The 23,252-nt window shown below is 68.2% G+C and carries 20 protein-coding genes; 9 read left to right on the plus strand and 11 right to left on the minus strand.

Features of this window, described 5'->3' with window-relative positions:
• Positions 1-2 precede the first annotated feature (2 nt).
• Positions 3-1,781: an aspartate--tRNA ligase gene (gene aspS / locus IU514_RS16735; RefSeq protein WP_194932277.1), complete on the minus strand. Its 1,779-nt coding sequence runs from the start codon at positions 1,779-1,781 to the stop codon at positions 3-5.
• A 149-nt stretch (positions 1,782-1,930) separates the two neighbouring features.
• On the opposite strand from aspS, the gene IU514_RS16740 reads away from it, so the two are divergent.
• Positions 1,931-2,845 carry a DUF3011 domain-containing protein gene (locus IU514_RS16740; RefSeq protein ID WP_194932278.1) on the plus strand — a complete coding sequence of 305 codons (915 nt, stop codon included), beginning with the start codon at positions 1,931-1,933 and terminating at the stop codon, positions 2,843-2,845.
• 203 nt (positions 2,846-3,048) lie between these two features.
• Positions 3,049-3,492: a DUF3011 domain-containing protein gene (locus tag IU514_RS16745; protein WP_194932279.1), complete on the plus strand. Its 444-nt coding sequence runs from the start codon at positions 3,049-3,051 to the stop codon at positions 3,490-3,492.
• Between the two features lie 18 nt (positions 3,493-3,510).
• Here IU514_RS16745 and IU514_RS16750 read toward each other — a convergent pair whose 3' ends face one another.
• Positions 3,511-3,804, minus strand: a complete 294-nt coding sequence (locus IU514_RS16750) for an FmdB family zinc ribbon protein (RefSeq protein WP_194932311.1) — start codon at positions 3,802-3,804, stop codon at positions 3,511-3,513.
• A gap of 199 nt (positions 3,805-4,003) precedes the next feature.
• Between IU514_RS16750 and IU514_RS16755 the strand changes: the two genes are divergently transcribed.
• Entirely contained in the window at positions 4,004-4,927 is a 924-nt protein-coding gene (locus IU514_RS16755) for a PhzF family phenazine biosynthesis isomerase (protein WP_228760812.1), read from the plus strand.
• Positions 4,928-4,951: 24 nt separating this feature from the next.
• On the opposite strand, the gene IU514_RS16760 is transcribed toward IU514_RS16755, so the two are convergent.
• The gene (locus IU514_RS16760) at positions 4,952-6,808 is read right to left on the minus strand and encodes an ABC-F family ATP-binding cassette domain-containing protein (RefSeq protein WP_194932280.1); all 1,857 of its coding nucleotides are present in this window, start codon (positions 6,806-6,808) and stop codon (positions 4,952-4,954) included.
• 165 nt (positions 6,809-6,973) lie between these two features.
• Between IU514_RS16760 and ybaL the strand changes: the two genes are divergently transcribed.
• Together ybaL and IU514_RS16770 are read left to right on the plus strand one after the other, a co-directional pair.
• A complete protein-coding gene (ybaL, locus tag IU514_RS16765; RefSeq protein ID WP_194932281.1) occupies positions 6,974-8,656 on the plus strand; it encodes a YbaL family putative K(+) efflux transporter in 1,683 nt (560 codons plus the stop codon).
• Positions 8,657-8,666: 10 nt separating this feature from the next.
• Positions 8,667-9,320 carry a YceH family protein gene (locus IU514_RS16770; protein WP_194932282.1) on the plus strand — a complete coding sequence of 218 codons (654 nt, stop codon included), beginning with the start codon at positions 8,667-8,669 and terminating at the stop codon, positions 9,318-9,320.
• A 190-nt stretch (positions 9,321-9,510) separates the two neighbouring features.
• Here the strand turns inward: IU514_RS16770 and clpB are convergent, their stop codons facing one another.
• Positions 9,511-12,096, minus strand: a complete 2,586-nt coding sequence (gene clpB, locus IU514_RS16775; RefSeq protein WP_194932283.1) for an ATP-dependent chaperone ClpB — start codon at positions 12,094-12,096, stop codon at positions 9,511-9,513.
• Positions 12,097-12,226: 130 nt separating this feature from the next.
• Here clpB and otsB point away from each other — a divergent pair, with 130 nt between their 5' ends.
• Genes otsB through otsA form a run of 3 tightly spaced genes read left to right on the plus strand, consistent with a single transcriptional unit; the run spans position 12,227 to position 16,200 of the window.
• On the plus strand, positions 12,227-13,006 hold the full coding sequence (gene otsB, locus IU514_RS16780) for a trehalose-phosphatase (protein ID WP_194932284.1): 780 nt from the start codon (positions 12,227-12,229) through the stop codon (positions 13,004-13,006).
• A complete protein-coding gene (locus tag IU514_RS16785) occupies positions 12,996-14,792 on the plus strand; it encodes a glycoside hydrolase family 15 protein (RefSeq protein WP_194932285.1) in 1,797 nt (598 codons plus the stop codon). The genes otsB and IU514_RS16785 overlap by 11 nt, the downstream gene beginning before the upstream one ends.
• A gap of 40 nt (positions 14,793-14,832) precedes the next feature.
• Positions 14,833-16,200: an alpha,alpha-trehalose-phosphate synthase (UDP-forming) gene (gene otsA / locus IU514_RS16790; protein WP_194932286.1), complete on the plus strand. Its 1,368-nt coding sequence runs from the start codon at positions 14,833-14,835 to the stop codon at positions 16,198-16,200.
• Positions 16,201-16,210: 10 nt separating this feature from the next.
• Here otsA and gloA read toward each other — a convergent pair whose 3' ends face one another.
• Together gloA and IU514_RS16800 are read right to left on the minus strand one after the other, a co-directional pair.
• Complete coding sequence (gene gloA, locus IU514_RS16795; RefSeq protein WP_194932313.1) at positions 16,211-16,741, minus strand: lactoylglutathione lyase; 531 nt, start codon at positions 16,739-16,741, stop codon at positions 16,211-16,213.
• 52 nt (positions 16,742-16,793) lie between these two features.
• Positions 16,794-18,410, minus strand: coding sequence for a SulP family inorganic anion transporter (locus IU514_RS16800; RefSeq protein ID WP_194932287.1), 1,617 nt, complete (start codon positions 18,408-18,410; stop codon positions 16,794-16,796).
• 285 nt (positions 18,411-18,695) lie between these two features.
• On the opposite strand from IU514_RS16800, the gene IU514_RS16805 reads away from it, so the two are divergent.
• Entirely contained in the window at positions 18,696-20,015 is a 1,320-nt protein-coding gene (locus IU514_RS16805) for an OmpA family protein (protein ID WP_194932288.1), read from the plus strand.
• A gap of 60 nt (positions 20,016-20,075) precedes the next feature.
• On the opposite strand, the gene IU514_RS16810 is transcribed toward IU514_RS16805, so the two are convergent.
• Genes IU514_RS16810 through rluD form a run of 5 tightly spaced genes read right to left on the minus strand, consistent with a single transcriptional unit; the run spans position 20,076 to position 23,223 of the window.
• Positions 20,076-20,525 carry a DUF3574 domain-containing protein gene (locus IU514_RS16810; RefSeq protein WP_194932289.1) on the minus strand — a complete coding sequence of 150 codons (450 nt, stop codon included), beginning with the start codon at positions 20,523-20,525 and terminating at the stop codon, positions 20,076-20,078.
• The gene (locus tag IU514_RS16815; RefSeq protein ID WP_194932290.1) at positions 20,522-20,941 is read right to left on the minus strand and encodes a thiol-disulfide oxidoreductase DCC family protein; all 420 of its coding nucleotides are present in this window, start codon (positions 20,939-20,941) and stop codon (positions 20,522-20,524) included. The genes IU514_RS16810 and IU514_RS16815 overlap by 4 nt, the downstream gene beginning before the upstream one ends.
• On the minus strand, positions 20,931-21,485 hold the full coding sequence (locus IU514_RS16820; RefSeq protein WP_194932291.1) for a DUF4166 domain-containing protein: 555 nt from the start codon (positions 21,483-21,485) through the stop codon (positions 20,931-20,933). The genes IU514_RS16815 and IU514_RS16820 overlap by 11 nt, the downstream gene beginning before the upstream one ends.
• Positions 21,482-22,249, minus strand: a complete 768-nt coding sequence (pgeF, locus tag IU514_RS16825; protein ID WP_194932292.1) for a peptidoglycan editing factor PgeF — start codon at positions 22,247-22,249, stop codon at positions 21,482-21,484. The genes IU514_RS16820 and pgeF overlap by 4 nt, the downstream gene beginning before the upstream one ends.
• Before the next feature lie 2 nt (positions 22,250-22,251).
• Positions 22,252-23,223 (minus strand): 23S rRNA pseudouridine(1911/1915/1917) synthase RluD, encoded by a 972-nt coding sequence (gene rluD, locus IU514_RS16830; protein WP_194932293.1) that lies wholly within the window; start codon positions 23,221-23,223, stop codon positions 22,252-22,254.
• Positions 23,224-23,252: the final 29 nt, after the last annotated feature.

Genomic DNA, 23,252 nt, shown 5'->3' on the forward strand with positions numbered 1-23,252 from the left:
CTTTAAGCCTTGGTCTTGGGGCGAACCATCACATGTACTTCGGCCAGCTGCGCGTCCGGAATCGGCGACGGCGCGCCGGTCATCAGGCACTGCGCGGTGGTGGTCTTGGGGAACGCGATCACGTCGCGGATCGACTCGGTGCCGGCCATCAGCGCGGCGATGCGGTCGATGCCGAACGCGATGCCGCCGTGCGGCGGCGCGCCGTACTTCAGCGCGTCGAGCAGGAAGCCGAACTTCAGCTCCGCTTCTTCGGCGCCGATGCCGAGCAGGTCGAACACCGCGCTCTGCATCGCCGAGCTGTGGATGCGGATCGAACCGCCGCCGATCTCGTTGCCGTTGAGCACCATGTCGTAGCCGCGCGACACGGCGGTCTTCGCGTTGGCGCGCAGGTCGGCGATGTCGTCGACCGCCGGCGCGGTGAAGGGATGATGCAGGGCGACGTAGCGCTTCTCCTCGTCGTCCCACTCGAACATCGGAAAGTCGGTGACCCACAGCGGCGCCCAGCCTGCGGCGACCATGCCCAGGTCCTTGCCGAGCTTCAGGCGCAGCGCGCCCATGAAGTCGGAGGCGGTCTTGTACGTCGAAGCGCCGAAGAAGATCGCATCACCGGTCGTTGCACCGGTGGCGCTGACGATCGCGGCGAGCGTGGCGTCGTCGAGGAACTTGGCGATCGGCGAGTTGACGCCGTCGCGGCCCTTGGCGGCGTCCTCGACCTTCATCCACGCCAGGCCCTTGGCGCCGTGCTTGGCGGCGTGGGCGGCGTAGTCGTCGATCTGCTTGCGGCTCAGCGTCGCGGCGCCCGGCACGCGCAGCGCGACCACGCGGCCGTCCTCGTGGTTGGCCCAGTCGGTGAAGACCTTGAACTCGCAGTGCTTCACCAGCTCGGCGATGTCGGTGAACTCCATCGCGATGCGCAGGTCCGGCTTGTCGGACCCGTAGCGCCGCATCGCCTCTGCGTAGGTCATGCGCGGGAACTCGCTCGCCAGTTCGACGTCCATGACCTCGCGGAACACGTCGCGGATCATCGCTTCGACCAGGTCCTGCACGTCACGCTCGGACACCCACGCGAACTCCATGTCGAGCTGGGTGAACTCGAGCTGGCGGTCGGCGCGCAAAGCCTCGTCGCGGAAGCATCGCGCGATTTGATAATAGCGGTCGAAGCCCGCCATCATCAGGATCTGCTTGAACAGCTGCGGCGACTGCGGCAACGCGTAGAACTCGCCTTCGTGCATGCGCGCCGGCACCAGGAAGTCGCGCGCGCCCTCGGGCGTGGCCTTGGTGAGGATCGGCGTTTCCACGTCCTGGAACCCGCGCGCGTCGAGCCAGCGGCGCAGCGCCTGCACCAGCTTGATGCGCGTGCGCATCTTGCGCTGCATCTCCGGCGTGCGCAGGTCGAGGTAGCGGTACTTCAGGCGGATGTCCTCGCCCGGATTCTCATGGGCGTGGAACGGCAGCGGCTCGGCCTTGTTGAGCACCTCGACCTTCGTCGCGACGATCTCGACCTTGCCGGTGCGGATCTTGTCGTTGACGGCATGGCGCGCACGCACCACGCCGGTGATGCGCAGACAGTCCTCGTAACCCACGTGCGCGGCGGCGGCCAGCACGTCGGCGTTGCCCGGCGCATCCGACGGCTCGGCGACGATCTGGACGATGCCCTCGTGGTCGCGCAGGTCGATGAAGCACAGGCCGCCGAGGTTGCGGGCGACGTCGGCCCAGCCGCAAAGGGTCACGGTCTGGCCGATCAGGGCCTCATCGATGAGGCCGCAAAAATGGGTACGCATGGGGGCTCCGGGGTCGAACGGTCCGGCCACGGGCCGGAGAACACGTCATTTTAACGGCATGGGCGGATTACTTGCCCGGGGGAGATCACCCTTGGGGAGCCGCCGGGCGTGGCCGGTATCGCCACGCAGCCCTGATCCGGAACGGAATCATGAACCGACTCCTCCACGCACTGGCACTGACCGCCTGCCTCGGCGCCCTCGCCACGCCCGCCCTGTCTCAACAGCGCGCCTACGCGCCGGAAAACCTGCGCACGCTCTCCCAGAACGACCAGGTCCGCGTGATCAGCCTGGAATACGAGGAACAGTCCGGCGGCCGCCGCATCCCGGACGACCAGCTGCGGTTCTATCTCGACCAGGTCAACCGCTCCAACTGGGGCTTCAGCCAGATCAAGGCCGACATCGCCCAGTCGCTGGGCGGTTCGCCGATGCCGCCCCAGGGCGGCACGGTCCGCTGCGAGAGCGTCAACAACAAGGCGCAGACCTGCCGGGTGCCGTGGTCCGGGCCGTCGCGGCTGGTCCGCAAACTGTCCGGCGCGCCGTGCGACGAGGGCCGCACCTGGCAATCCCAGCGCGGCCAGGTCTACGTCGGCAACGGCTGCCGCGCCGAGTTCGGCCCGGCCTACGACCCTGGCCCCACGCCGCTGCCCACGCCGCTGCCCGGCCCGGTCGGCGGCTCCGTCCGCTGCGAAAGCGTCAACAACCAGGCGCAGATCTGCCGCGTGCCCTGGTCCGGACCCTCGCGGCTGTCGCGCCAGTTGTCCGGCACGGCCTGCGTCGAAGGCCGCACCTGGCAGTCGCAGCGTGGCCAAGTCTATGTCGGGGGCGGCTGCCGCGCCGAATTCGTTGCCGCCAGCGGCAACGGCGGGCCGGGTAACGGCTACTCGACCACCTGCTCCAGCAACGACAACCGCCGCGTCACCTGCCCCTGGCCGCCCAGCTATGGCACGCCGCGTTTGCTTGAGCAGCTCTCTCGCTCGCCCTGCATCCAGGGCCAGACCTGGGGCATCCAGTCGGCGACGGCGATCTGGGTCAGCCAGGGCTGCCGCGGCCGTTTCGGCAACTGATGCACACGCACCGCGCACGGTGACATCGCCACGGCGCAAGGCCAGTCCCATGGACGACACACCACCCCTTCAGGGCCGCTCAAGTTCCCCTCGCCTGCGCCGTTGATGAGGCGAAGTCCGGGGATCGGCAACGGCGACCGGCTCCGTCGCCGGCGATCGCGCGTGCAGCCGGCTGCGTCGCGCCCCATGAGGAGGTCACCGTCATGACGACTCGATGGAAACACACGGGCTGGGCCTTCGGCCTGACCCTGCTGACCATTCCCGCGGCCGCGCACATCGGCCGCGATGAGCGCGCTTTCGCCGAACGCAGGCCGATGCAGGCCGCGGCCCCGCTGATGCTGGCCGACGCCACGAGCGGGCGCATGCTGATCGGCCTGACGATCGTGTCACCGCAGGAACAGGCGTCCGATGCGCCGTTACCGGAGCCCGCAAGCCTGGGCTACCCGGCCTCGCGCAACGCCGTGCTATGCCACAGCGACGACCACGGCTATCGCGAATGCATGACGCCGTTCCACGGCCGCGTCTCGGTATCGCGCGAGGTCAGCAGCACCCGCTGCATCGAGAACCGCAACTGGGGCTGGCGCGAAGGCGCCGTCTGGGTCGACCAGGGCTGCGGCGCGGTGTTCGTGCGGGTCGGCGCCAACTGACAGCGCCGCTAACGCCGCTCAGGCCGCCGGCTTGGGGTCTGCTTTCTTCTCGGCCGGCTTGCTCTCGGCCGGCTTCGACTCGGCCGCCTTGCCGCTGCCTTCGCCGGCCAGATTGCGCTTCTTGTCGCCGTCCTTCTTGAAGTCGGTCTCGTACCAGCCGCCGCCGGCCAGGCGGAATTGTGGCGCGGTCACCTGACGACGCACCTGCGGCTCGCCGCAGGCCGGGCACTGCGCCGGATCCGCGTCGGAGAGTTTCTGCAGGCGGTCGAAACGATGGCCGCAGGCGGCGCATTCGAAGGCGTAGATCGGCATGGAGGGGACACAATCGCGAAGGCAGGCCGGCATTTTGGAGGCAGCGGCCGCCAAATCAAGGGACAATGCCTGTTCAGCTTGCCCGGGCCAACGGCGGTCGGCCCGCCGCTGCCGTTCATGCCCCTGAACCACCTCACTGCGATGCGCGTCACGACGCAACGCGGACATCATTGGCATTGTCATCCCGCACGAATTTCGAATGTCTCCCCCGCATCACTCGATGGACAACCTGCGCATCTACCGGATCGACGCCTTCACCACCGAACGGGGGCACGGCAACGCGGCCGGAGTAGTCAGCAACGCCCACGGGCTGGATGAGGCGCAGATGCAGGCCATCGCGGCCGAACTCGGGCATTCGGAGACCGCCTTCGTGCTGCCGGCGCGCGACGCCAGCCACGACGTCCACATCCGCTTCTTCACTCCCATCACCGAAGTGCCGGTGTGCGGTCACGCCACGGTCGCGGCCCACTACGCGTTGGCGCTGGAGGGTGGGGCCATGGGCGTGCGCCGCCAGCTCACCGGCGCCGGCGTGCAGGTCGTGGAAACGCGCTACGTAGAAGACGACTTCGCGATCCGGATCCGCCAGAGCCCGCCGACGTTCGCCAAACCCCTGGCGCCGGACATGGTGCTGGAACTGCTGGCTGCGCTGTGCCTGGAACCGTCCGACCTGGACCTGCGCTGCCCGCCGCAATTCGTCAGCACAGGCCACGGCAAGCTGATGGTCGCGATCCGCCGCCGCGAACGGCTTCGTGCCATGGAGCCCGACCTCGCGCACCTGGTCGAACTGGGCTCGCGCGTCGGCACCAACGGCTATTTCGTCTTCACCCTCGACACGCATGAAGGCGAGGACGCGCTGTCGCACGGCCGCATGTTCGCGCCCGCGATCGGCGTCGACGAGGACCCGGTCACCGGCAACGCCAACGGTCCGCTCGGCGCTTACCTGGTCCGCCACGGTCTGCTCGAGGCGGTCGACGGCGTCGCCCGCTTCCGCGGCCGGCAGCAGGCCGGCAACGGCCGCCGCGGCTATGTCGACGTGAGCGTGCAGGTCGAAGGTGGCGAGCCGGTCGCGGTCACCATCGAAGGGCGCGCGGTGCTGGCCGACCACAGCGAACGGCCGCGCTGATCATTCATCGGCGCGGCAAGCGCGTCAGGCCACTTCGTACAACGCCAGCAGCGCTTCTTCCGCTTCAGCCAGCTGTGCGGCCACCTGATCGCGCCGGCGCGCCAGTTCGGCCGTATCCGTGCCGCCGCCGGCGTACTGATCGGGATCGGCCAGGTCCATATCCAGCGTGTGCAGCTTGGATTCCAGCTCAGCGACGCGAGCCTCGGCCTGCGCCAGCTTGTGTGCATTGGCCTTGGCCGGCTTGGCGGCGGGCTTGACCGCCTCTGCCGGTGCTGCCACCACCTTGGCCGGGGCCTTGCCGTCGGCGCTGCTGTCGCGCGTGCGAAGCCACACCGCATAGGCGTCGAGGTCGCCGTCGAACGGCTGCGCGACGCCGTCCGCGACGCGCCAGAACGTGTCGCAGACCAGGCCGATCAGGTGGCGGTCGTGGCTGACCAGAACGATCGCACCCTCGAAGATGCTCAGCGCTTCGGCCAGCGCCTCGCGCATGTCCAGGTCGAGGTGGTTGGTCGGCTCGTCGAGCAGCAGCACGTTGGGCTTGCGCCAGGCGATCAGCGCCAGCGCCAGGCGCGCGCGCTCGCCGCCGGAGAACACGTCGACCTTCTCGAACGCACGGTCGCCGGGGAAGTTCCATTTGCCGAGGAAGTCGCGCAACTGCTGCGTGGCGACGCCCGGTGCGATATCGGCCAGATGGTCGATCGCGGTCGTGCCTTCGCGGAGCGACTCCACGGTGTGCTGGGCGAAGTAGCCGATACGCAGGTCGGGATGGCCGCCGCGTTCGCCGCCCAGCAACGGCAACTCACCCACCAGCGACTTCACCAGGGTCGATTTACCGGCGCCGTTGGGCCCGAGCAGCGCGACGCGGTCGCCGGCCTCGAGGATGAATCCGATCTGGTGCAGCACGGTGTGATCGCCATAGCCGCAATCGGCATGGGTCACGCGCAGCAGCGCGTGCGGCAGCTTCGCCGGCGCAGGGAACTCGATGCGCAGCGCGCGCTCGACGCGCACCGCCTCGGTATCGGCCATCTTGGCCAGGCGCTTGACCCGCGACTGCGCCTGCTTGGCCTTGGCCGCGCTGGCGCTGAAGCGATCGATGAAGCTCTGCAGGTGCGCGCGCTCGGCCTGCACCTTTTCGTGGGTGATCTGCTGCAGGCGGAGGTGCTCGGCGCGCTGGCGCTCGAACGCGGTGTAGTCGCCGGTATAGAGCTTGCCCTTGCCGTCATGCAGGTGCAGCGTGTGGGTGGTGATTTCGTCGAGGAACTCGCGATCGTGCGAGATCAGCAGCAGCGTGCCGGGGTACTTCAGCAGCCACTGCTCCAGCCACAGCACCGCGTCGAGATCGAGGTGGTTGGTCGGCTCGTCGAGCAGCAGCAGGTCGCTGGGCGTCATCAGTGCGCGCGCCAGGTTCAGGCGAACACGCCAGCCGCCGGAGAACTCCTTGACGGCACGCTCGTGGGTATCGGGCGTGAAACCCAGGCCATGCAGCAGCTTGCCGGCGCGGGCGGTGGCATCGTAGCCGTTGAGCTCTTCCAGCCGGTGGTGCGCCTCGGCGACGGCTTCCCAGTCCTCGCGTTCCACCGCTTCGCGCTCGGCCATGATCGCCGCGTGGACCAGGGCATCGCCGGACAGCACGAAGTCGAGGGCAGGATCATCCAGCGCCGGGGTCTCCTGCGCGACGCTGGCGATGCGCACGCGCGCCGGCACGTCGATATCGCCGCGATCGGCTTCGACCTGGCCCTGGATGGCAGCGAACAGCGACGACTTGCCGGTGCCGTTGCGGCCGATGACGCCCACGCGCCAGCCGGCGTGCAGGGCGAGATCGACGTTGGACAACAGCAGGCGTTCGCCGCGGCGCAGGGCGAAATTGCGGAAAGAGATCATCCGGCCATTGTACCGGGGCGGGCTTGCCCTTCGCGCCGTCGATGTTGACCGTGTTGACATCCGCTTGCCACGGCGAGGCCCAGCATGCCTGCTCGCAAGCCTCGCGCGGGTTGCATCTCCCGGCATCGGCCCACATCCTGAACCGGAGTCCCCGCTGGAGAGCCGATGCACCATACGTCCCTGATCGCGATCCTCGTAGCCGGTTTCGTACTGGCGTTCGTGTTCGGCTCGCTGGCGCAGCGCCTGCGGCTGTCACCCCTGGTTGGCTACCTGCTGGCGGGCGTGGTCGCCGGTCCGTTCACGCCCGGCTTCGTCGGCGACCAGACGCTGGCTCCGCAGCTCGCCGAGATCGGCGTGATCCTGCTGATGTTCGGCGTCGGCCTGCATTTCTCGATGCGCGACCTGCTGGACGTGAAGGCGATCGCCTTGCCCGGCGCGGTGGTGCAGATCCTGGCCGCGACCGTGCTGGGCTGGGGCCTGGCGCGGCTGTACGGCTGGTCGCACGGCACCGGCATCGTGTTCGGCCTGGCCCTGTCGGTGGCCAGTACGGTGGTGCTGCTGCGTGCGCTGGAGGAGCGGCGCCTGGTCGACACCACGCGTGGACGCATCGCGGTCGGCTGGCTGATCGTCGAGGACCTGGCGATGGTGCTGGCGCTGGTACTGCTGCCCGCGCTGGCCGATGTGCTGCGTGGCGAAGGCGGCGACCCGATCCAGGTGTGGACGGCGCTGTTCAAGACCTTCGCCAAGGTCGGTGCCTTCGTCGCGGTGATGCTGCTCGTCGGCCGCCGGGTGATCCCGTGGATACTGGAGCGCGTCGCCGGGACCGGATCGCGCGAACTGTTCACGCTGTGCGTGCTGGCGATCGCGCTGGGCGTGGCATTCGGTTCCGCCGCGCTGTTCGGCGTGTCGTTCGCACTGGGCGCGTTCTTCGCCGGCATGATGCTCAACGAGTCCGAGTTCAGCCACCAGGCCGCCAACGAGACGCTGCCGCTGCGCGATGCCTTCGCGGTGCTGTTCTTCGTCTCGGTCGGCATGCTGTTCGACCCGATGATCCTGATCGAGCAGCCCGTGCCGGTGCTGGCGACCTTCGCCATCATCGTCCTGGGCAAGTCCATCGCGGCGTATGCCATCGTCCGCGCCTTCGGCAAACCCAACTCGACCGCGCTGCTGATCTCGGCCAGCCTGGCGCAGATCGGCGAGTTCTCCTTCATCCTCGCCGGCCTCGGCATGGAGTTGAAGGTCCTGCCCAAGGAAGGACACGACCTGATTCTTGCCGGCGCACTGCTGTCGATCATCGTCAATCCGCTTCTGTTCGCGTGGCTCGACCGGCGCGAAGCGCGCGAGCTCGCCGCCCGGCGCGAGGCCGAGGACCATGCGGTGCCGCCGATTCCCGACGGCCTGCGCGACCACGTCATCCTGGTCGGCTACGGCCGCGTCGGCAGCGAGCTCGGCCGCCTGCTCACCGAGCACGGCGTGCCGGTGGTGGTCATCGAGGAAGAGGACGACCGCGTCGATCGCGCGCGCGCCGCCGGCATCCCGACCGTGCGCGGCCACGCCGCCGACGAGCGCGCGCTGAAGGAGGCCATGCCGGACAGCGCGCACACCGTCATGCTGGCGATCCCCAACGCGCTCGAGGCTGGCGAGATCATCGCCAAGCTGCGGACGATCAACCCCGCGCTGACCATCGTCGCGCGTGCCCACAGCGACACCGAAGTGCGCCACCTGCTCGACCACGGCGCCGATGGCGCGGTGATGGCCGAACGCGAGCTGGCGCACAGCCTGGCCGAGATGGTGATGGCGACGCCGCTCTATCGCGGCAGCCGCCACCTGCCGCCGGCCACCGTCTGAGTCGAATGCCATGAACGATCCCGAAGACACCGCACCGGCCGCACAACTCAGCGCCATCGAGGCCCGCATCGTCGGAAGCCTGCTGGAAAAGCAGGCCACCACGCCGGACGTCTATCCGCTCACGCTCAATGCCGTCGTGCTGGCATGCAACCAGAAGACCTCGCGCGAACCGGTGATGCAGCTGGAAACCGGCGACGTCGGCCACGCCCTCCGGCAACTGGAAGGGCGTGGCTGGGTGAAGTCGCAGCACGGCAGCCGCGCCGATCGCTACGAGCACCGGCTCGACGCCCAGCTCGGCGTCACCCGTGCGCAGGCGACCTTGCTTGCCCTGCTGATGCTGCGTGGCCCGCAGACCGTCAACGAGCTGCTGAGCCGCAGCGATCGGATGGCCACTTTCAACGGCGCCGAAGACGTGAAGTACGCGCTGGAACGGCTGGCGCAGCGTGAGCCGTCACTGGTGCGCGAGATTCCACGACAGGGCGGCCAGCGCGAGGATCGCTATGCGCACCTGCTGAGCGGCGAACCGGTCGTGCCGGCCTACGAGGCCAGCACACGCTCCACGTCCAGCGCATCGGCGCTGGAGGAACGCATCGAGGCGCTGGAAGCACGCGTCGCGGAACTGGAGGCGAGACTGTCGCGCCTGTCGGACGAGCGAAACACCTGAGGCAAAGCGGCCCTCATCCGGCCCTTCGGGCCACCTTCTCCCGCGAGGCGGGAGAAGGGAACTCACCCCATCAAGCCGCCTCAGTACTGAGCCCCGGCCGCAATCAACCAGTTCGCCACTTCCTGAGCCCCTCTCCCGCAAGCGCGGGAGAGGGGTTGGGGTGAGGGAGCTTTGAGGCTGAAGCGCGCGGTCAGCCCTTGCGGAACACCAGGTGCCCGCCTTCGGCCTCGACCTGCACGACATCGCCGCTGGCGAACTCGCCGGCGAGAATCTTCTGTGCCAGCGGATTCTCCAGTTGCTGCTGGATCGCACGCTTGAGCGGCCGCGCGCCGTAGACCGGGTCGAAGCCGACGTTGCCGAGCAGCTCCATGGCCTTGTCCGATACCGACAGCTTCATGCCGCGCTCACCCAGGCGCTTATCCAGTCCCTTGAGCTGGATGCCCGCGATCTGGCGGATCTGCGCCTTGTCCAGCGGATGGAACACGACGATGTCGTCGAGGCGGTTGATGAACTCAGGACGGAAGTGCGACTGCACCACGCCCATCACCGCCGCCTTCATTTGCGTGTAGCCCTCCGGCGTGTCGTCGGCCGCCATGTCCTGGATCATCTGGCTGCCCAGATTCGAGGTCATCACGATCACGGTGTTGCGGAAGTCGACCGTGCGGCCCTGGCCATCGGTCAGACGACCGTCGTCGAGCACCTGCAGCAGGATGTTGAACACGTCCGGATGCGCCTTCTCGACCTCATCGAGCAGGATCACGCTGTACGGGCGACGGCGCACCGCCTCGGTGAGATAGCCGCCCTCCTCGTAGCCGACATAGCCCGGAGGCGCTCCGACCAGGCGGCTGACCGAGTGCTTCTCCATGAACTCGCTCATGTCGATGCGCACCATCGCGTCGGATGAGTCGAACAGGAACTCCGCCAATGCCTTGCACAGCTCGGTCTTGCCGACGCCGGTGGGACCGAGGAACAGGAAGGACCCGGACGGGCGGTTCGGATCGGCCAGGCCCGCACGCGAGCGGCGCACCGCATCCGACACGACCTTGATCGCCTCTTCCTGCCCGACCACCCGCGTGTGCAGCTGGTCTTCCATGCGCAACAGTTTCTCGCGCTCACCTTCGAGCATCTTGCTGACCGGGATGCCGGTCCAGCGCGCCACCACCTCGGCGATTTCCTCGTCGGTGACCTTGTCCTGCAGCAGCGTGAACCCCTTGGTCTCGGCCTCCTGCGCGACCTGGAGCTGCTTCTCCAGCTCCGGCAGCCTTCCGTACTGGATCTCGCTCATCTTCGCGAAGTCCTGCTTGCGCTGCGCGGCCTCGAGTTCGAGCTTGGCGGCCTCGATCTGTTCCTTGATCTTCGTCGCGCCCTGCAATGTCGCCTTCTCGGCTTTCCACACTTCCTCGAGGTCGTTGTATTCGCGCTCGAGCGTGGCGATCTCGCTTTCCAGGTCGGCCAGCCGCTGCTTGCTGGCCTCGTCCTTCTCTTTCTTCAGCGCCTCGCGCTGGATCTTGAGCTGGATCAGGCGGCGCTCCTTGCGGTCGAGCTCCTCCGGCTTGGAATCGATCTCCATGCGGATGCGCGACGCGGCCTCGTCCATCAGGTCGATGGCCTTGTCGGGCAGCTGGCGATCGGTGATGTAGCGGTTGGAGAGCGTTGCAGCGGCGACGATGGCGGGATCGGTGATCTCCACGCCATGGTGCACGGCGTATTTCTCCTTCAGACCGCGCAGGATCGCGATGGTGTCCTCCACGCTCGGCTCGCCGACCAGGACTTTCTGGAAGCGGCGCTCCAGCGCGGCATCCTTCTCGATGTACTGGCGGTACTCGTCGAGCGTGGTCGCGCCGATGCAGTGCAGCTCGCCGCGCGCCAGCGCGGGCTTGAGCATGTTGCCCGCGTCCATGGCGCCCTCGGCCTTGCCGGCGCCGACCATCGTGTGCAGCTCGTCGATGAAGAGGATGATCTGGCCTTCGTTCTTGGCCAGGTCGTTGAGCACCGCCTTCAGGCGCTCCTCGAACTCGCCGCGGAACTTGGCGCCGGCGATCAGCGCGCCCATGTCGAGCGAGAGCACGCGCTTGCCGCGCAGGCCTTCGGGCACTTCACCGTTCACGATGCGCTGCGCCAGCCCCTCGACGATGGCGGTCTTGCCGACACCGGGTTCGCCGATCAGCACCGGATTGTTCTTGGTCCGGCGCTGCAGCACCTGCACGGTGCGGCGGATCTCCTCGTCGCGGCCGATGACCGGATCGAGCTTGCCCAGCTCGGCGCGCGCGGTCAGGTCGATGGTGTACTTCTCCAGCGCCTGGCGCTGATCTTCCGCGTTTTCCGATTGCACGCTCTCGCCTCCGCGCACCTTGTCGATGGCCGCCTCGAGCTTCTGCTTGCTGGCACCGGCAGCCTTGAGCGCCCGCCCGACGTCGCCGCTATCGTCCAGCGCGGCCAGCACGAATAGCTCGCTGGCGATGAACGCATCACCACGCTGCTGCGCCAGCTTGTCGGTGACGTTGAGCAGCCGCGCCAGGTCGTTGCCGATGCTGATGTTGCCGGCCTGTCCGGTGACCTTGGGCAGGCGCTCGAGCGTTTCGCCGAGACGTTCGCGCAGCAGCGGCACGTTGACGCCAGACTGCGCGAGCAATGGCCGCGTGCTGCCGCCGCTTTGTTCGAGCAATGCGGTCATCAGGTGCACCGGCTCGATGACGTTGTGATCGCGCCCCACGGCCAGCGATTGCGCATCGGCGATCGCCTGCTGGAAGCGCGAGGTGAGTTTGTCCATTCGCATGGAGATTGACCTCGGATACTGTGGCGGCCCCGGCCGCAATGCCCACGAAATGCGGCTGGGGAGGCCTTGTTTCAAGCGCGTTCAACAACGTCCACCTGATGCTTACATGGGGGTGTTCACAATCGCGTGCATGGCCGCCGAGACCCCCCCGCTCCCGCAGCCGCCGTGTGTCGCCCCGGATTGGGCCTTGTTCCTCGACGTGGACGGGACACTGCTCGATTTCGCCGCCGCGCCGGCCGACGTCCACGTCGAGCCCGGCCTGGTCGATGCCCTGGCCGTCCTGCATCGCCGCCTCGACGGCGCGCTGGCGTTGATCAGCGGACGCACGCTGGCGCAGCTGGACAGGCTGTTCTCGCCATTGAAGCTGCCGGCCGTCGGATTGCACGGCCTGGAGCAGCGTGACAACGGCCACCTCGACCTGCATCGCCGCGCACCCGCGCTGGACGCGGTGCTGGCCGCCGCGCAGGCATTGGCCGCCAAGTACCCCGGCGCGCTGGCCGAGGACAAGGGAACGACCATCGCGCTGCACTGGCGCGGTGCCCCCGCGGCCGAGGAGCCGCTGCACGAGTTCGCCACGTCGGCGCTGATCGATCTGCCCGGCTATCACCTGCAACCCGGCAACAGCGTGATCGAGCTGCGACCCGACGGCGCGCACAAGGGCGCCGCGGTGCTGTCGCTGCTGGCCCATCCACCCTTCCAGGGCCGCCGACCGGTATTCGTCGGCGACGACCTCACCGACGAACACGGCTTCGCGGCCGTCGCCAGTCACGGCGGATTCGGCGTGCTGGTCGGCCGGCGCCAGCCGAGTGCGGCGCGGTATGCGCTGCACGACCCGGAAGCGGTGCGCGCCTGGCTGGACGACGCGGTGGCCATTGCCGGCGACGAACAAAGGAGACGGGATGACCCATAGCGCCCAACCCCAGGCCAGCCTCGACCTCGGCCTCATCGGCAACGGCAGCATCGCGGCCCTGGTCGACGCCCGCGGACGGGTCGTCTGGGGCTGCGTGCCGGCCTTCGATGGCGATCCGATCTTCTGCGCGCTGCTTTCGCCGCGCATGCACGAAGGCGGCGACTACGCGATCGAACTGGAGGGCATGGTGTCCTCCGAGCAGTCCTACCTGCCCAATACCGCGGTGCTGCGCACGGTGCTGCGCGACGGCAACGGCGGCGCCGTCGAGATCACCGACTGCGCGCCACGCTGGCACCAGCACGAGCGCTTCTACCGGCCGCTGATGCTGCTGCGGCGCGTGCGCCCGCTGCAGGGCATGCCACGCATCCGCATCGTGCTGCGTCCGCTGGCCGAGTACGGCGCCGCGAAGCCGGAGATCACCTGGGGCAGCAATCACGTCCGCTTCCTCGTGCCCGGCTTCACGCTGCGTCTGACCAGCGATGCGCCGGTGCGGATGGTGCGCGAAGCATTGCCATTTCTGCTGACCCGCGAGCTTCATCTGATCGTGGGCCCGGACGAGACGCTGACGCAGCCGGTGGCGACCTTCGTGCGCCAGTCCGAGGAGAAGACCATCGCATACTGGCGCGACTGGGTGCGCAACCTGTCGATCCCACTGGAATGGCAGGAGGCCGTGATTCGAAGCGCGATCACGCTGAAGCTGTGCCAGTACGACGAGACCGGCGCGATAGTCGCCGCGATCACCACGTCCATTCCGGAAGCGGCCAACACCGTGCGCAACTGGGACTACCGCTTCTGCTGGCTGCGCGATTCGGCGTTCGTCGTGCGCGCGCTGAACCGCCTCGGCGCCACGCGCACGATGGAGGAGTACCTGCGCTACGTCGCGAATGTCGCCTCCGACGAGGGCCTGTTGCAGCCGTTGTACGGCATCGGTTTCGAGAAGGAACTGGCCGAGGAGGAAGTGGCCTCGCTGGCCGGCTACCGCGGCATGGGACCGGTCCGGCGCGGCAATCTGGCATGGCTGCAACAGCAGCACGACGTTTACGGCAGCGTGGTGCTGGCCGCGACCCAGCTGTTCTTCGACCAGCGCCTGGCGCGCGTGGGCGACGAAGCGATCTTCGCGCGCATCGAACCGCTGGGCGAACGCGCCTACGAACTCCACGACCAGCCCGATGCCGGCTTGTGGGAGTTCCGCGGGCGCGCCGAAGTACATACCTATTCCAGCGTGATGTGCTGGGCAGCCTGCGACCGGCTCGCCAGGATCGCCGCGCATCTGAAACTGCCGGACAAGGTGACGTACTGGCGCGGCCGTGCCGACGAGATGCATGCCCGCATCACCGAACATGCGTACAACTCGGAACTCGGGCATTTCGTCGAAGCGCTCGACGGCAATCGCCTCGATGCGTCGCTGCTGCTGCTTGCCGACCTGGGCTTCATCAAGGCCGACGACCCGCGCTTCGTCAGCACCGTCGAAGCGATCGGCAAGGGCCTCAAGCGCGGCGACGCGCTGTTCCGCTACATCGCCCCTGATGATTTCGGCTCGCCGGAAACCAGCTTCACGATCTGCACGTTCTGGTACATCGATGCACTCGCCTCGATCGGGCGCACCGAGGAGGCGCGCGCGCTGTTCGAACGCATCCTCAACCGGCGCAACCCGCTCGGCCTGCTGTCGGAGGACCTGGAGTTCGGCGACGGCGAGGCGTGGGGCAACTTCCCCCAGACCTACTCGCACGTCGGGCTGATCAACGCCGCCATGCGCCTGTCGCGTCCGTGGCAGGACGCGACGTGACGCTTGCCGCGGAGGCCCGCCTGCCGGGTGCGGAGCACCGATGAAGCGCCTCGTGATCGTTTCCAACCGCGTCGCCCTGCCCGGCATCGCCCAGCCGGGCGGGCTGGCCGTGGCGCTGCAGGGAGCATTGGAAGAAACCGGCGGACTCTGGTTCGGCTGGAGCGGCAACATCGACCCGAACGATTCGGGCCGCCTGCACGACGAGGTCTCCGGCAACATCCGGTACGTCACCGTCGACCTGTCCAAGCGCGACCACGACGACTACTACAACGGCTTCGCCAACCGCACGCTATGGCCGCTGTTGCACTTCCGCGTCGACCTGGTCGACTACAGCCGCGAAACCTACGCAGGCTATCGCCGCGTCAACGCGCTGTTCGCCGAAAAGCTGGCGCCGCTGTTGCGCGAAGACGACCTGATCTGGGTGCACGACTATCACCTTATCCCGATGGCCAAGCTGCTGCGCGAACTGGGCGTGCGCAGCCGGATCGGTTTCTTCCTGCACGTGCCGATGCCCTCGTCGGACCTGCTTGCGGCGCTTCCGCAGCACGCGCGTCTGTTCGAAGGCCTGTCGTCCTACGACCTGATCGGCTTCCAGACCGAGCGCGACCTGGAGCGGTTCCAGGATTACGTGCGCCTCTTCGGGCGTGGCCGCGTGATCGAACACGGCGTGCTGGAGACACAGCGCGGCCGCCGCCTGCGGGCCGGCGCGTTCCCGATCAGCATCGATACGGCGCGCATCGCCCAACAGGCGGCCTCATCGGCGGCCAGGCCCGGTGTGAAGCGGCTGGCGGCGAGCTTGTCCGGACGGTCGCTGGCGATCGGCGCCGACCGGCTCGATTACTCCAAGGGCCTGCCGGAACGCTTTCGCGCGTTCGAGCGCTTCCTCAAGCGCCATCACGAGCATCGCGGCAAGCTGACGTTCCTGCAGATCGCTCCGGTGTCGCGCGGCGAGGTCGCCGAATACCAGCATCTTCGCCATGAGCTGGAACAGCTCGCCGGCCACATCAACGGTGTGCACGCCGAACCCGACTGGACGCCGGTTCGTTACGTCAACCGCAACTATCCGCACCCGCTGCTCACCGGCTACTACCGTCTGGCCCGCATCGGCCTGGTCACGCCGCTGCGCGACGGCATGAACCTGGTCGCCAAGGAGTTCGTCGCCGCGCAGGCGCAGGAGGATCCCGGCGTGCTGGTCCTGTCGACCTTCGCCGGCGCCGCGCGCGAGCTCGACAGCGCGCTGCTGGTCAATCCCTACGACCTGGACGGCGTCGCCGATGCGCTCTCGACCGCGCTGTCGATGCCGCTGGAGGAACGGCGCGAGCGCTGGGAGGCGATGATGGCGCTGCTGCGCGCGCACGACATCACTGCGTGGCGGCGCAGCTATCTTGCTGCTTTGCGGGAGGGCTGACGGTGGGGTCTCAGACCCGCGCCGTCGCCTGCAGGATCTCCACCCAGTAGCCGTCCGGATCCTTGATGAAGGCGATGTTCTTCATGCGTCCGTCGGTCAGGCGCTTCTGGAACGGCACGCCGAGTTGCTCGAAGCGCGCGCACGCGGCTTCGACGTCCGGTACCGACACGCAGATGTGGCCAAAGCCGCGCGGCTCGCTGTTGCCATCGTGGTAGGCGAAGTCCGGATCGTTCTCGGTGCCATGGTTGTGGGTCAGCTCCAGCACGCCGCGCTGGCTCAGCAGCCATTCGCCGCGTGCCGGCTCGTCGGCCGGGATCGCCGAGGGATCGTCGACCAGCACCAGGAAGTAGAGGCTGAACCTGGCCTCGTCGAAATCGCGCCTGCGCACCGGTGTGAAGCCGAGCACGCGGGTGTAGAAGTCCAGCGACTTCGCCACATCCTTGACGCGCAGCATCGTGTGGTTGAACACGAAGCCCAGAGTGGCGGCATCGCGGCCGGTGGCGACGCCGGGGATGGCGTTGAGCTGTTCCTGCAGGGACATCGGAATGTTCACGTGTGGGATCAGGACAACAATGCGGTCGCCTGCGCCCGGATCAATGGTCCGGGCGCGCCCCGGTCTCCGTTCCGGCAGGATCGGCATGGCGCTGCAACGACAGCAGGCCCAGCAGCAACGCCAGCGCGACGTAGGCGCCGGCGAACTGCCAGGCGATGGCACGAGGGAGACCCTCCAGCGTCCACGGCAGGTAGATGCTGCCGCGCGGATCCACCGAGTGGATGAAGCCGAACAGCGTGAGCCCCGCACCCACCAGCAGCACCGCCGCGGCGCGACGGAAGCGCTGGTCGATCATCGCCACCAGCGCGCTGGACCAGATCATCGCGGTGATGATGAAGCCGTTGCCGAGCGTGACGATGGCCGCCAAGTCCGGCAGACCGTGGCCGTCGACGGCGCTGTAAAGCGCAGCGAAGCGGTCCGGTGCGATCCACGCCGGATTGCCGAGCTTGATCACCAGCAGGTAGGCAACCGACGGCAGGAACGCCAGCGCCACCGCCGGCGCGTGCCGGCGCGGGCTGTCGTGGAACGCCTGCACGGTGATGTCCATGCCGACGTAGACGATGATCGGTGCCAGCACCGCGATCGGGAGCCACTGCACCAGGCCCGAGACGTAGCCGAGCACGCCACCCAGACCGATGAACAAACCGGTCAGCAGCGTGTAGCCGATGCGCGCGCCCATGTGCTTGTAGGCGGGCTGGCCGATGTAGGGCGTGGTCTGCGCGACGCCGCCGCACAGGCCCGCAGCGAGCGTGGACACGGCTTCCGCCAGCAGCACGTCTCGCGTGCGGTAGTCGTCGCCCGCGGCGCGCGCGCTTTCGCTGACGTTGATGCCGCCCACCACCATCAGCAGGCCGAACGGCAGCAGCAGCGGCAGGTACGGCACCGTCTGCGGCAGGCCTTCCAGGAAGCCCAGCGTCGGCAGCGGCAGCGTGAAGCGCATCGGCGCGGCCTCGGGCATCTTGAAGCCCGGCGTGCCCAGCCCGGCCAGGCCGAGCCCGTAGTACAGCAGCGTGCCGACGATGAAGGCCAGCAGCACGCCCGGGATGCGGATCGGGAGGCGGCCCTTCGCCACCAGCACGTACAGCAGCAGGCCGAACGTGACGAAGCCGACCACCGGCGAGCGCAACGTTTCGATCAAAGGCAGGAAGCCGAGCAACGTCAGCGCCGCACCGCCAATCGAACCCAGCAGCGCTGCGCGCGGCACCGCACGCGTGATCGCATCGCCGAAGAACGACAGCACGAGCTTCAGCGTGCCCATGACCATCAGTGAGGCCATGCCGAGCTGCCACGTCGCGATCGCCGCGGCCTGCTCGTCCATGCCCTGTTGCTTGTATGCGACGAAAGACGGGCCGAGCACCAGCAGCGCCATGCCGATGCTGGTCGGCGCGTCCAGGCCCAGCGGCATCGAAGTGACATCGTCGCGCCCGGTGCGCTGCGCGAGCCGGCGTCCCATCCACGTGTAGATCAGGTTGCCCACGAGCACGCCGAACGCGGTGCCGGGGAACATGCGTGTGTACACCACGTCGGCGGGAAAGCCGAAGATGCCGATCAGCGCGGCGGCGATGAAGCCCAGGATCGACAGGTTGTCGACCACCAGCCCGAAGAATCCGTTGAGGTCGCCGGCGACGAACCAGCGCCGCGTCGATACCGCTGCCATGCCGATCTCTCCGCTGCCGCGAATTGCGGCGCTTTGGGCCGGGAGGATATCGCAGCGCAGCATGAAGGCGTTCCAGCCCGCCGTCTTTCAAGGGCTGCCGAGCCTGCACTGGCGGCTCACGGTCTGCTAACGCCCTGCGAACGCACAATTCCCGCGCTTCGAGGCCCTGCGCCGGACCCTTCCGCGCCTTCACGCCCCCGCCCGGAGCACGCTGCGAATGCGCGCAGACCCCGGGCCTCGCCGACGACGGCAGACCCCACGCACTCCCCACGTCAGGAGGTTGCCATGCTAGACGCACTCATCCGCCAGGCCGAACAGCTTGGTTTGGGAAGCAATGCCCGGCGCTTCATCGGGCTTCTCGTCGAATCCATCTTCAATCCCCGCACGGGCGGCTTTGCCGGCTTCGGCCAACGCTTCGACCAGGCGGGCCTTGGAGCGCTGCTGAAGGGCTGGGTCGGCGGAACACCGGGCGACAACGTGCTGCAACCCGATCAGTTCAGCGCAGGCTTCGGCCAGCAGGAAAGTGGCCGCATCGCCAACCTGCTCGGCGTGCCGCCGGCGATGATCAACCTGGTCGGCGCAGCGATCCTGCCCAAGATCATCGGCTTCCTGACGCCCGGCGGACGCATTCCCACGTCGATGCCCGCCGAGTTCACGTCGCTGCTCGGTCCGGCCCCGCAGGCACGCGCCCCCGAGATGGCCCGTCCATCCGGCATGCCCGGCTGGCTGAAATGGCTGATTCCGCTGCTGATCGTGCTCGGACTCATCTTCCTGTTCCGCAGTTGCCGCCGTGAAGAACCGGTGCCGACGCCACCGCCAGCCGCGACAGAAACCGCACCGCAACCGGCGCCCGCCGCACAGGCCAACGCGCGCTTCGCTTTCGAGAACGCGGGTGGCAAGGTGGCGATCAGTGGACAGCTCGCCAGCGATGCCGACAAGAAACGCCTGATGGACGCGCTGACCGCCGCGTTCGGCGCAGGCAACGTCTCGGGCGACGTCACCGTCGACGCCAACACCCTGCCGGCCGGATGGATCGACAAACTGATCAGCGTGCTGCCCGACCTGAAGGCGGCGGGGCTGAAGTTCAGCTTCGATGGCGACAAGCTGTCGATCGACACCTCCGCGTTGCCCGAAGACCAGCGCTTCACCATCACCGAAAAGCTGCGCTCGGTGTTCGGCGGTTATGCGATCACCGGTTTGTGGGATCGCGCGACCGCGGCACTGGCGGGATTGAAGAGCGGATTCAGCGCCGGCGACCTGGTCAAGGCGTTGAACCTGATGAACATCTACTTCGAGACCGGATCGGCCAGGATCACCGCCGACAGCATGGAAGTGCTGCAGCGCGCGTCCGAGGCGATCAAGGCGGCGCCAGCCGGCACGCGGATCGAAATCGGTGGCCACACCGACAACACCGGCGATGCCGCCTCCAACGTGACGCTGAGCCAGCAACGCGCCGATGCCGTCGCCGCCAAGCTGGGCGAACTCGGTGTCGCCGGCGGCACGCTGACCGCCAAGGGCTACGGGCAGGACAAGCCCATCGCCGACAACAACACCGAGGAAGGCCGCGCCAAGAACCGGCGCATCGAGTTCAACGTGATGAAGTGACGCGCGCCATAAGGCGTCGATGCGAAAAGCCGGCTTTCGGGCCGGCTTTTCGTTGGATTGTCAGAACGAGACTTCCACCGTCTGCCGCGCCCACAGCACCGACTCGTGCGCGGTCTCGCGCTTCCACGCCTGGCGGATGGCATCGATATCGGTGCGGCGTTGCGCGGTGTCCTCGTGCAGCAGCACCAGCACCTTGCAGCGCTGTCGCACCAGCCGTCCCTGTTCGCGGAAGCGCCATTGGCCGTAGCCATCGAGCACGGTCAGGCCATCGGGAAAGCGCGGCGTCACTTCGCGATCGAGAAAGTCGCGCCAGCGCGCATCGTCGATCGTACCGTTGCCGTCTTCGTTGCCGACCGCGAAGTACAGTTCGCTGCGCATCCAGCCCGATGCCTGCGCCGGACGCTCGGCATCGCCGCGCATGGCGGGCGTCACAGGCGCTGTCGCGCAGCCCGCGAGCAATGCCAGCAGCGCGGCCAGGACCCCGTGGCGGATCGCGCGCACGCTGCTCATGTCAGGAAGCGCGACGCCTGTTCCGGCGACGGCACCGTGCACTGCTCATGACGGCCGAACCAGCGATATCGATTGCGCGCCCCCAGGCGATACAGCGAATCGCGGATCGTGCGCGGGATGACCGAGACGATTCCTGACAGCCGCCAGGCGCCGCCCAGTCCGGCCAGGACGCGCGCGATCGCATCCGTATCGGTCCATGCGCGTTCGCCTTCAACCAGCAGGAAGGACACCGGGTCCAGCGGATCCAGTCCGTGCGCGGCCAGCAACTGGCGGCCAGGCTCGCTCTGCATCGCGGCAAAGCGGTAGCGCCCGCGACGGTCGTGCCGTAGCAGGAGCCGCACCCATCCGTTGCACAGCACGCAGATGCCGTCGAAGACGATGATCGCGCCTTCCGTTTGCGTGCTTTCAGTGGACATCGAGCCACCCCCGGTAATGCACCAGCAGCCCCACCACCGGCAGCGTCGCGGCGACATCGAAACGATAGCGCCTGTCGCGCTCGTACTCACGCGCCACGACGCCGCGGAACCAATGTCGCGGCAGCGGCAGGCCCAGCACACGCACGCTCGCCACTCGCCAGACGATGGCATTGCCGGTGCCTGGCAGCTCTTCCACGCCGAGATCGAAGGCCAGACGCGCCAGACCGAGGCGCTCGCACAAGCGCCGGTCGCGCATCCACAATCGGGATCGCATGACGCTGCCGGGAAACGCACGCGACCAGCGTTCGAGGGACTCGTCCGCGTCGATGTCGACCTGGATCGCGCCCCGTCCGGCCCGAGGCAGCCGTGCGCCCCACGCGCACAGACAGGCCAGCACGCCGCGGCCGCGATCGACCTCGACCTTGCCGTGGTAGCGGCGGCGGCCGTGGCCTTGATGCAGCGCGCGCACGCTGGGCGGGAGTGCGTCGAATCGCGCCGCGAGCAGCCGCTGGAACAGCGTTGCGGGCGGCGGCGGGCGGGTCATCCGCGCGGCTCGATCCAGACCAGCGACGCCATGCGACCGGTGCGCTGGTCGCGGCGGTGGGAGAAGAAGCGCTGCGGATCTGCGATCGTGCACAGCCCACCGCCGTGGATGCGATCCGGCGCGATGCCGAGGGCCTGCAGGCGTCGGCGCGCCAGTGCATACAGATCGACGCGCCAGTGGTGCGGCCGAGTCGTGACGAAGGCGGAACCCGCGCCCCAGTCCTGCGAAACGAAGGCGTCGTAGACCTCCTCGCCGATCTCGTAGTTTTCAGGGCCTGCAGAGGGCCCAAGCCACACATGAAGGCGATCCGGTGCGGTGCGCATCGCCTTCACGGTGTTCTCGAGCACGCCGCCGGCCAATCCGCGCCAGCCTGCGTGCGCGGCGCCGACTTCGCTGCCGTCAGCGGCGCAGAACAGGACCGGCATGCAGTCGGCGGTGAGGATCGCCAGCACGGTGCCGGGCGTGGAGGTCACCGAGGCGTCGGCCTCCGGCTCGTCGGCGTCGATACTGGTGGCGTCGTCGAAGCGGCGGACCGCAACACCATGCACCTGCTTCAACCACCGCGGTGACGATGGAAGCGCGGCATGCTCGACCAGCAATTCGCGATTGCGCAGCACATCGCCTGCTTCGTCGCCCGCGCGCAATCCCAGGTTGAGGCCGTCGAACGGGGCCTTCGAGATACCCAGCCCGTGCCGCAGCGTGGTGAAGCCGTGTACGCCCGTTGGCACGGGCCACTGCGCGTCCAGTCGCCAGGACGCGGTCATCCTCAACGCTCCCGCTCGGCGGCCGCGCGCGTGTCGTCGTGCAGCACCTGGACCAGGCGCAGCATGTCCGCTGGCACCGGCGCGCTGCAGCGGATCGCCTCGCCGCTGACCGGATGCTGGAACTCCAGCGTCTCGGCATGCAGCGCCTGGCGTTTGAAGCCACGCAGTTCGGCGATCAGTTCCTCGGTCGCGCCCTTGGGGAGCTTCAGCGGACCGCCGTACAGCGGATCGCCGACGATGGGATGCTTCAGATGCGCCATGTGCACGCGGATCTGGTGGGTGCGGCCGGTTTCGAGTCGGCATTCCAGCAGCGTGTGCGCGCGGAAGCGCTCGCGCAGGCGGAAGTGGGTCACCGCATCGCGGCCATCCTCGCGCACGGCCATGCGGATGCGGTCGCGCGGATGGCGGTCGATCGGCGCATTGGCGGTGCCGCCCGAGACCAGCGAACCGACCACGATTGCAAGGTACTGGCGGTGCACTTCGCGCGAAGACAACTGCTCGACAAGCGCCGTGTGGGCCTGCAGCGTGCGCGCGACCACCATGACGCCGGACGTGTCCTTGTCCAGCCGGTGCACGATGCCGGCGCGCGGCAAGGTGTTGAGCGAGGGATCGCGATGCAGCAGCGCGTTGACCAGCGTGCCGGCCGGATTGCCGGCGCCGGGGTGGACGACCAGGCCCGGCGGCTTGTTGATGACGATGACGTGCTCGTCCTCGTAGAGCACGTCGAGCGCGATGTCCTCGGGCTCGGAATGCGTCTGGACCTCGAGGGCGGCATTCAGGGTGACGATCTCGCCGCCACGGACCGGATCGCGCGGGCGGACCTCGCGTCCGTCCAGCCGGGCGTCGCCCGACTTGATCCAGGTCGCCAGCCGCGAACGTGAGAAATCAGGGAACAGCTCGGCCAGGACGGCATCGAAGCGGCGCCCGGCGGCGCTATCGGGGACGGTGGCCTGCAGGGGCGTGGCGGAAGTCATGGGAGGGGGTGGGTTCAGGGCGGGTACGT

Origin of the sequence: Lysobacter niastensis (assembly GCF_015453285.1) — a bacterium.
Lineage (GTDB): Bacteria > Pseudomonadota > Gammaproteobacteria > Xanthomonadales > Xanthomonadaceae > Lysobacter_J > Lysobacter_J niastensis.